9 protein-coding genes are annotated in these 7,285 nt (G+C 68.9%); 6 read left to right on the forward strand and 3 right to left on the reverse strand.

Translation table 11 applies throughout. The annotated features are described in order from the left end of the window. The 6 genes from BW39_RS29645 to paaE form a co-directional block, all read left to right on the forward strand. Nucleotides 1–951: AMP-binding protein (locus BW39_RS29645; protein WP_043825949.1), on the forward strand; the 951-nt coding region annotated here is incomplete at its 5' end. A 45-nt stretch (nt 952–996) separates the two neighbouring features. After that, nucleotides 997–2,019 (forward strand): 1,2-phenylacetyl-CoA epoxidase subunit PaaA, encoded by a 1,023-nt coding sequence (paaA, locus tag BW39_RS29650; RefSeq protein ID WP_012202742.1) that lies wholly within the window; start codon nt 997–999, stop codon nt 2,017–2,019. Continuing rightward, complete coding sequence (paaB, locus tag BW39_RS29655) at nt 2,016–2,321, forward strand: 1,2-phenylacetyl-CoA epoxidase subunit PaaB (RefSeq protein ID WP_012202743.1); 306 nt, start codon at nt 2,016–2,018, stop codon at nt 2,319–2,321. Before paaA ends, paaB begins: the two co-directional genes overlap by 4 nt. 13 nt (nt 2,322–2,334) lie before the next feature. Then, complete coding sequence (gene paaC, locus BW39_RS29660) at nt 2,335–3,117, forward strand: 1,2-phenylacetyl-CoA epoxidase subunit PaaC (RefSeq protein WP_043825951.1); 783 nt, start codon at nt 2,335–2,337, stop codon at nt 3,115–3,117. Then, nucleotides 3,117–3,686, forward strand: coding sequence for a 1,2-phenylacetyl-CoA epoxidase subunit PaaD (gene paaD / locus BW39_RS29665; RefSeq protein WP_043825952.1), 570 nt, complete (start codon nt 3,117–3,119; stop codon nt 3,684–3,686). Before paaC ends, paaD begins: the two co-directional genes overlap by 1 nt. Beyond that, nucleotides 3,683–4,780, forward strand: a complete 1,098-nt coding sequence (paaE, locus tag BW39_RS29670) for a 1,2-phenylacetyl-CoA epoxidase subunit PaaE (RefSeq protein ID WP_043825954.1) — start codon at nt 3,683–3,685, stop codon at nt 4,778–4,780. Before paaD ends, paaE begins: the two co-directional genes overlap by 4 nt. Nucleotides 4,781–4,810: 30 nt before the next feature. Here paaE and BW39_RS29675 read toward each other — a convergent pair whose 3' ends face one another. The 3 genes from BW39_RS29675 to BW39_RS29680 form a co-directional block, all read right to left on the reverse strand. After that, complete coding sequence (locus tag BW39_RS29675) at nt 4,811–6,265, reverse strand: SulP family inorganic anion transporter (RefSeq protein ID WP_235264316.1); 1,455 nt, start codon at nt 6,263–6,265, stop codon at nt 4,811–4,813. A gap of 121 nt (nt 6,266–6,386) precedes the next feature. Continuing rightward, nucleotides 6,387–6,533, reverse strand: a complete 147-nt coding sequence (locus BW39_RS31590) for a hypothetical protein (RefSeq protein ID WP_161787016.1) — start codon at nt 6,531–6,533, stop codon at nt 6,387–6,389. Nucleotides 6,534–6,588: 55 nt separating this feature from the next. Then, nucleotides 6,589–7,086, reverse strand: a complete 498-nt coding sequence (locus tag BW39_RS29680; protein ID WP_043825956.1) for a hypothetical protein — start codon at nt 7,084–7,086, stop codon at nt 6,589–6,591. Nucleotides 7,087–7,285 lie beyond the last annotated feature (199 nt).

Below are 7,285 nucleotides of genomic sequence, written 5' to 3' on the forward strand. Positions count from 1 at the left end.
CGCTCCATCCGCGCGGCGGGCGGGCGGCCTGGCGACATGGTGCATGTGGCCTACGGCTATGGCCTGTTCACGGGCGGGCTGGGCGCGCACTACGGCGCCGAGCGCGCGGGCTGTACCGTGGTGCCCATGTCGGGCGGGCAGACCGAAAAGCAGGTGCAGCTGATTCAGGATTTCCGGCCCGACATCATCATGGTCACGCCCAGCTACATGCAGGTGATCGTGGAGGAGATGCAGCGCCAGGGGATGGACCCGCGCGAGAGCTCTTTGCGGATCGGCATCTTCGGCGCCGAGCCCTGGACCGAGGCCATGCGCCGCGAGATCGAGGGCAAGGCGGGGCTGGATGCCGTGGACATCTACGGCCTGTCCGAAGTCATGGGCCCGGGCGTGGCCAGCGAATGCGTGGAGAGCAAGGACGGTCCGGTGATCTGGGAAGACCATTTCTATCCCGAGATCATCGACCCCGACACGGGCGAGGTGCTGCCCGACGGAAGCGAGGGCGAGCTGGTCTTCACGTCGCTGTCCAAGGAAGCCATGCCCATCATTCGTTACCGCACGCGTGACCTGACGCGGCTGCTGGCGCCGACTTCGCGCAGCTTCCGGCGCATGGGCAAGATCGTGGGGCGCAGCGACGACATGATGATCATCCGCGGCGTCAACGTCTTTCCGACCCAGATCGAGGAAATCGTGCTGGCCAATGCCAGCCTCACGGGCCTGTACCAGATGCACATCAGCCGTGAAGGCCTGCTGGACACCGTCGAGGTGCACTGCGAGCTGCAGCCGCAGCGGCGCGGCCTGGGCGATGCCGAGCGCGGCGAGATCGCGCAGTGGGTGCAGCAGCGCATCAAGACCCTGGTGGGCATTTCCACGGCGGTGCGCGTCTTCGATCCCGACACCATCGAGCGCACGCAGACCGGCAAGGCCCGGCGTGTGTACGACAAGCGGCCGCGTTGAGGCACCGCCGGCCGTCGTCAACCATTTCATTCAAGGAGATCGCACATGTATACCCAGGCCATGGACACCATGGGCAAGGAAGCGGGCGATGGCGGCAAGGCCGTGCGCTCGGCCGACGAAATGCGCCTGCAGCAGCGCTTTGACGAGCGCATCGATGCCGGCGAATTCATCGAGGCCAAGGACTGGATGCCCGACAACTACCGCAAGACGCTGCTGCGCCAGATCAGCCAGCACGCGCACAGCGAGATCGTCGGCATGCTGCCCGAGGGCAACTGGATCAGCCGCGCGCCCACGCTCAAGCGCAAGGCCATCCTGCTGGCCAAGGTGCAGGACGAGGGCGGCCATGGCCTGTACCTCTACGCGGCCGCCGAGACGCTGGGCAGCAGTCGCGACCAGATGCTGCACGCGCTGCACACGGGCAAGGCCAAGTACAGCTCCATCTTCAACTACCCCACGCTGACCTGGGCCGACATGGGCACCATCGGCTGGCTGGTGGATGGCGCGGCCATCATGAACCAGGTGCCCATCTGCCGCTGCTCCTATGCGCCCTACGCGCGCGCCATGGTGCGCATCTGCCGCGAGGAGAGCTTTCACCAGCGCCAGGGCTACGAGGCGCTGCTGACCATGATGCAGCAGGGCACCGAGGCGCAGAAGGCCATGGTGCAGGACGCCGTCAACCGCTGGTGGTGGCCGTCCATCATGATGTTCGGCCCGCCCGACGACCAGTCGCCCAACAGCGCGCAGTCCATGCGCTGGGGCATCAAGCGCATCTCCAACGACGCGCTGCGCCAGAAGTTCATCGACGCCACGGTGGACCAGGCCAAGGTGCTGGGCGTCACCCTGCCCGACCCCGACCTGAAATGGAACGAGGCCCGCCAGGCCCATGACCATGGCCCCATCGACTGGGACGAGTTCTGGCGCGTGATCGCCGGAGACGGCCCCTGCAACCGCGAGCGCCTGGGCGCCCGCGTCAAGGCCTGGGACGAAGGCGCCTGGGTGCGCGAGGCCGCCCTGGCCCATGCCCGCAAGCAGACACAGAGAAATCAGACCCGCAAGGAGGCCGCATGACCGCCGTCGAACAGAACATCACCAACGAATGGCCGCTGTGGGAAGTCTTCGTCCGCAGCAAGGCCGGCCTGGACCACAAGCACTGCGGCAGCCTGCATGCGGCCGACCCGCAGATGGCGCTGCAGATGGCGCGCGATGTCTACACGCGGCGCCAGGAGGGCGTGAGCGTCTGGGTGGTGCGCTCGGACCAGATCGTGGCCAGCGACCCCGGCGACAAGGACATGTTCTTCGATCCCGCCCAGGACAAGGTCTACCGCCATCCGACCTTCTACCAGTTGCCGCCCTCGGTGGACCACATGTGAGCGGGGAGCTGCCATGAACGCCTCCGCCTCCTCCATCGCCATCGACGCCCGCCCCGAGGTGCAGTACCTGCTGCGCCTGGGCGATACCTGCCTGATCCTGGCCCAGCGCCTGGGCCAGTGGTGCGGCCACGCGCCCATCCTCGAAGAGGACATCGCCATGACCAACATGGCGCTGGACCTGGTCGGCCAGGCACGTGCGCTGCTCACCCGCGCCGGCCAGCTCGAAGGCCGCGCGCACGACGAGGACCAGCTCGCCTTCCTGCGCGACGAGCGCGACTACTTCAACGCCACGCTGGCCGAGCTGCCGCGCGGCGACTTCGCCTTCACCGTGCTGCGCAACGCCATGGCCGCCACCTGGCTGCGCCTGATGTGGGAGCGCCTGGTGCACTCCAGCGACGCCGAACTGGCCGCCATCGCCGCCAAGGCGCTCAAGGAAGCGCGCTACCACGAGCAGCACGCGGGCGACTGGGTGGTGCGCCTGGGCGACGGCACCGAGGAATCGCGCCAGCGCATGGAGGCGGCCCTGGCCCAGCTGTGGCGCTACGCGGCCGAGCTGTTCACCGACGACGCCACGGACGCCGCCGCGCGCGCCAGCGGCCTGGGCCCGGCCTGGTCCGAGCTGCGCGAGCCCTGGCAGGCCGAAATGGCCGCCCTGCTGCAGGAGGCCACGCTGGACATGCCGGCCGAATCCGCCTTCCGCAGCACGGGCCGCAACGGCGTGCACAGCGAGCACATGGGCTTCATCCTGGCCGAGATGCAGCACCTGCAGCGCGCCTATCCGGGCGGGGTGTGGTGATGGCTGCCGCACGGCTTGTGGCCGTCACATCCGCCTCGGCCGAGCGCGAGCGCCTGGCCTGGGCCGCGCTGCAGGACGTGCCCGACCCCGAGGTGCCCGTGATCTCGGTCTGCGAGCTGGGCATCGTGCGCGAGGTCCATGCCCTGCCCGAAGGCCAGGGCATGGAGATCGTGCTCACGCCCACCTACTCGGGCTGCCCCGCCACCGAGGTCATCGAGCGCAGCGTGCTCGAGGCCATCGAGGCTGCGGGCCTGGGCCCCGCGCGCGCCGTGCTGCGCCGCGCCCCCGCCTGGACCACGGACTGGATCAGCGACGACGGCCGGCGCAAGCTGCGCGAGTACGGCATCGCGCCCCCCGGGCGCTGCGGCGACTCCCGCCTGCCGGAAGGCACTTCGCCCATCCGCCTGGTGCGCCGCCGCCAGGGCATTGCCGTGCCCGAGCCCGTTGCCTGCCCGCACTGCGGCAGCGCGCACACCGAACGGCTGTCGGCCTTCGGCGCCACGGCCTGCAAGGCCCTGCACCGCTGCCTGGACTGCCGCGAACCCTTCGAACACTTCAAGCCGATATGACCACGACCACGATGTTCCACCCGCTGCGCGTGCGCAGCATTGCGCCCGACACGGCCGAGGCCGTGGTCGTCTCCTTCGACGTGCCGCCCGCGCTGCGCGAGGTCTTCGGCTTCACCCAGGGCCAGTACCTGACGCTGCGCCACCAGATCGACGGCCAGGACCTGCGCCGCAGCTACTCCATCTGCGCAGGCGTGGATGACGGCGAACTGCGCGTGGGTGTGCGCAAGGTGCGCGGCGGCCAGTTCTCCAACTGGATCAATGAGCATCTGCGCCCCGGCGACACGCTGCAGGTCATGGCGCCCCAGGGCCGCTTCTTCGTGCCCATCGAGCCCGGGGCCGCGCGCCACCATGTGGGCATCGCCGGCGGCAGCGGCATCACGCCCATCCTGTCCATCATGAAGACCGTGCTGGCGCGCGAGCCCGCCAGCCGCTTCACGCTGATCTACGGCAACCGCCAGCTGCAGTCCACCATGTTCAAGGAGGAGATCGAGGACCTCAAGAACCGCTACATGTCGCGGCTGTCGCTGCAGCATGTGTTCTCGGACGAGCACACCGACCTGCCGTTGAACATGGGCGTGATGGACCGCAGCAAGATCGCCGAATTCCTGCAGGGCGTGGTGCCGGCCGCACACATCGACCATGTCTACATCTGCGGACCCTTCCAGATGAACGACGAGGCCGAGGCCGCCCTGCTGGCCGCCGGCGTGGCCGAGGAGCGCATCCACATCGAGCGCTTCGGCGTGGCCCTGCCGGCCGCAGGCCAGGGCACGGTGGGCGCCGTGGTGCACGAGGCCCAGCCCGGCGACGTCGCCACCGCCCGCATCACCCTGGTGCGCGACGGCCTCTCGCGCGAGATCCCCTTCACGCGCGGCCAGGCCAGCATCCTGGACGCGGCCTCCTCGGCCGGGCTGGAAGTGCCCTATTCCTGCACCTCGGGCGTCTGCGGCACCTGCCGCGCCAAGGTGGTCGAGGGCGAGGTGCGCATGGAGCGCAACTTCGCCCTCGACAAGAACGAGGTCGCCTGCGGCTTTGTACTGACCTGTCAGGCGCATCCGCTGACCGAGCGCGTGGTGCTGTCGTTCGATGAGCGGTGAGGGCCGTCCCGCCCGGGGACGGCCGCGGGCCTACTCGATGCCGATATCCAGCCGCGACACCAGTGCCCGGCCGTGTTCGTTCAGGCCCGTCACCTCGACCGTGCTGCCGTGCTTGCGCAGGCGCTGGCAGACCTTGTCCAGCGCATTGACGGCCGTGATGTCCCAGAAATGGGCGTTGTCGAGCGCGATGCGCACCGGCCGGCCTTCGATGTCCCGCACGTCGAAGGCATCGACCAGCAGGTCGGCCGAGGCGAAGAAGACCTGGCCCGAGACCCGGTAGGTCAGGCCTGCATCGTCCTGCGTCTTCTCGACGGACAGCAGCCTTGAGACCTTGAAGGTGAAGAACACCCCGCTGAGCAGCACGCCGACGCCCACGCCGGCGGCCAGGTTGTCCGTGGCCACGGTGACCACCACGGTGGCCAGCATCACGGCGCTGGACAGCTTGGGATGCCTGAGCAGGGCGCGGGCCGATCCCCAGTCCAGCGTGGAGGCCGACACCATCACCATGATGGCCACCAGCGCCGCCACCGGCACCTGGGACACCCAGGGCTTGAGCAGCACCATCAGGATCAGCAGGAAGGCGCCCGCGAACAGCGTGGACAGCCGGCCGCGGCCGCCGTAGCGCACATTGCCCACGGTCTGGCCGATCATGGCGCAGCCGGCAATGCCGCCGAACAGGCTGGCCGCGATGTTGGCCACGCCGATGCCGCTGCACTCGCGGTTCTTGGAGCTGGGCGTGTCCGTGAGTTCATCGACCACGCTGGCCGTCATCATGGACTCCAGCAATCCCACCATGGCGATCGCCAGCGCGGGCAGGGCGATCAGGCGCAGCGTCTCCAGCGACCAAGGCACCTGCGGCAGCCCGAAGCTGGGCAGGCCATCCGGCAGCAGGCCCAGGTCGGCGACCGTCTTCAAGGGCAGGTCCAGCCAATGCGCCGCCACCGTCAGCACCACGATGCAGACCAGGGGCGAGGGCACGGCCGTGGTCAGCCGGGGCAGGCCGTAGATGATCAGCAGGCCGGCGCCCACCATGGCCCAGGTGGCGGCATTGGCGCCGATCAGGTGCGGCATCTGGGCCGAGAAGATCAGGATGGCCAGCGCATTGACGAAGCCCGTGCGCACCGAGCCCGACACATAGCGCATCAGCACGCCCAGGCGCAGCACGCCGAACAGGATCTGCACGGCCCCCGCAAGAATGCCGGCCGCAAAAAGATACTGCACGCCATGGGCATGCACCAGCGGAGCGGCCACCAGGGCGACCGAGCCCGCAGCCGCCGACACCATGGCCGGGCGCGCGCCCGTGAAGGCGATGACGATGCTGATGATGAAGGAGGCGAACAGCCCGACGGCCGGATCGACCCCGGCCACGAAGGAGAAGGCGATGACCTCGGGGATCAGCGCAAAGGTGGCCACCGCGCCTGCCATGAGCTCGCGCGGAATGCTGGGCGCCCACTCGGCGCGAAAGGTATGGGGGTGTTTCGACATGGAAATGGCCGGCCCCGCCGCGCTGGGTGTGACAGGGCGGGGCAGGATTTTGTAGACGGGAATGAACATGCCGGGCGTCGGGCGATGCCCGAAACCTGGCGGCTTGAACAGTTCGACCGTGCTACGGCGGCGCCAGGCGGGTGCAGCCCGAGCGCCGGCTCTGCGAGCCGCGCGCGATGCGGGCCAGCGTGAAGCTGTGAAGGCGTGCGGCATCGCGGCTGTGCGCTTGGCGAGCCTCGGGTTGACGGTGCCGGTGGACTGAAATCACGGGCGCGATTGTACGAGGGGGTGCTGCCTGCCGTGGGATGGACCCCTGGCCGCAATCAGTCGTAGTGCGCCATGGTGGCGCGGTAGCGCACAGGGCCTTGCTCGGCCGATGAGGCCTGCACCACTTCCACGTAGACGACTTGGCCCGAAGCCGCCTTGTACCTGGCATGGCGAACGCGCCGCCCCATGCCGTAGGAGGGGCCGGGCGTTTCGTCGTCCGCACTCCGGGAATAGCCTTTGCCGAGCAGGTAGGCATCGAAGGCGTGCGTGGCGGGGCCAATGCTTGCGAACTCCACGTCATAGGACACCAGGCCGTGTGGCGGCTTGTTGCCGTCGCCCACGGTGCCGAAGTACTCCGCCTTGCCCAGCGCGCCCACCAGCGGCGCATGGCGCACCAGGGACGAGATGCCGATGTAGTAGGTGAAGCTGCCGGGCTCGGGCGTGTAGTCCTCCTGCGAGATCAGGCACAGGGCTGCAGCCAGCCAGCCGAACACGGCCAGCGGCAGGCACAGGACAAGACTCCACAACAGGGTTCTGGCACGCGGCAGGGGCATGGGATTTGTCGTCGGGCGCCTGGAAAAACAAAACCCGCTTTCCGGGGAAAGCGGGTCTGGATGCTCAAGAACCTTGATGGTCCGAATCAGAACGGAATGTCGTCATCCATGTCGTCAAAGCCCGAGGCCGCGCGCTGGGGCGGGGGTGCCATGGGCGCGGGAGCGGGGCGCTGGGCAGGGGCCTGGCGCGGTGCGGGGG

It is taken from the genome of Delftia sp. RIT313 (assembly GCF_000632165.1).
GTDB lineage: Bacteria > Pseudomonadota > Gammaproteobacteria > Burkholderiales > Burkholderiaceae_C > Comamonas > Comamonas acidovorans.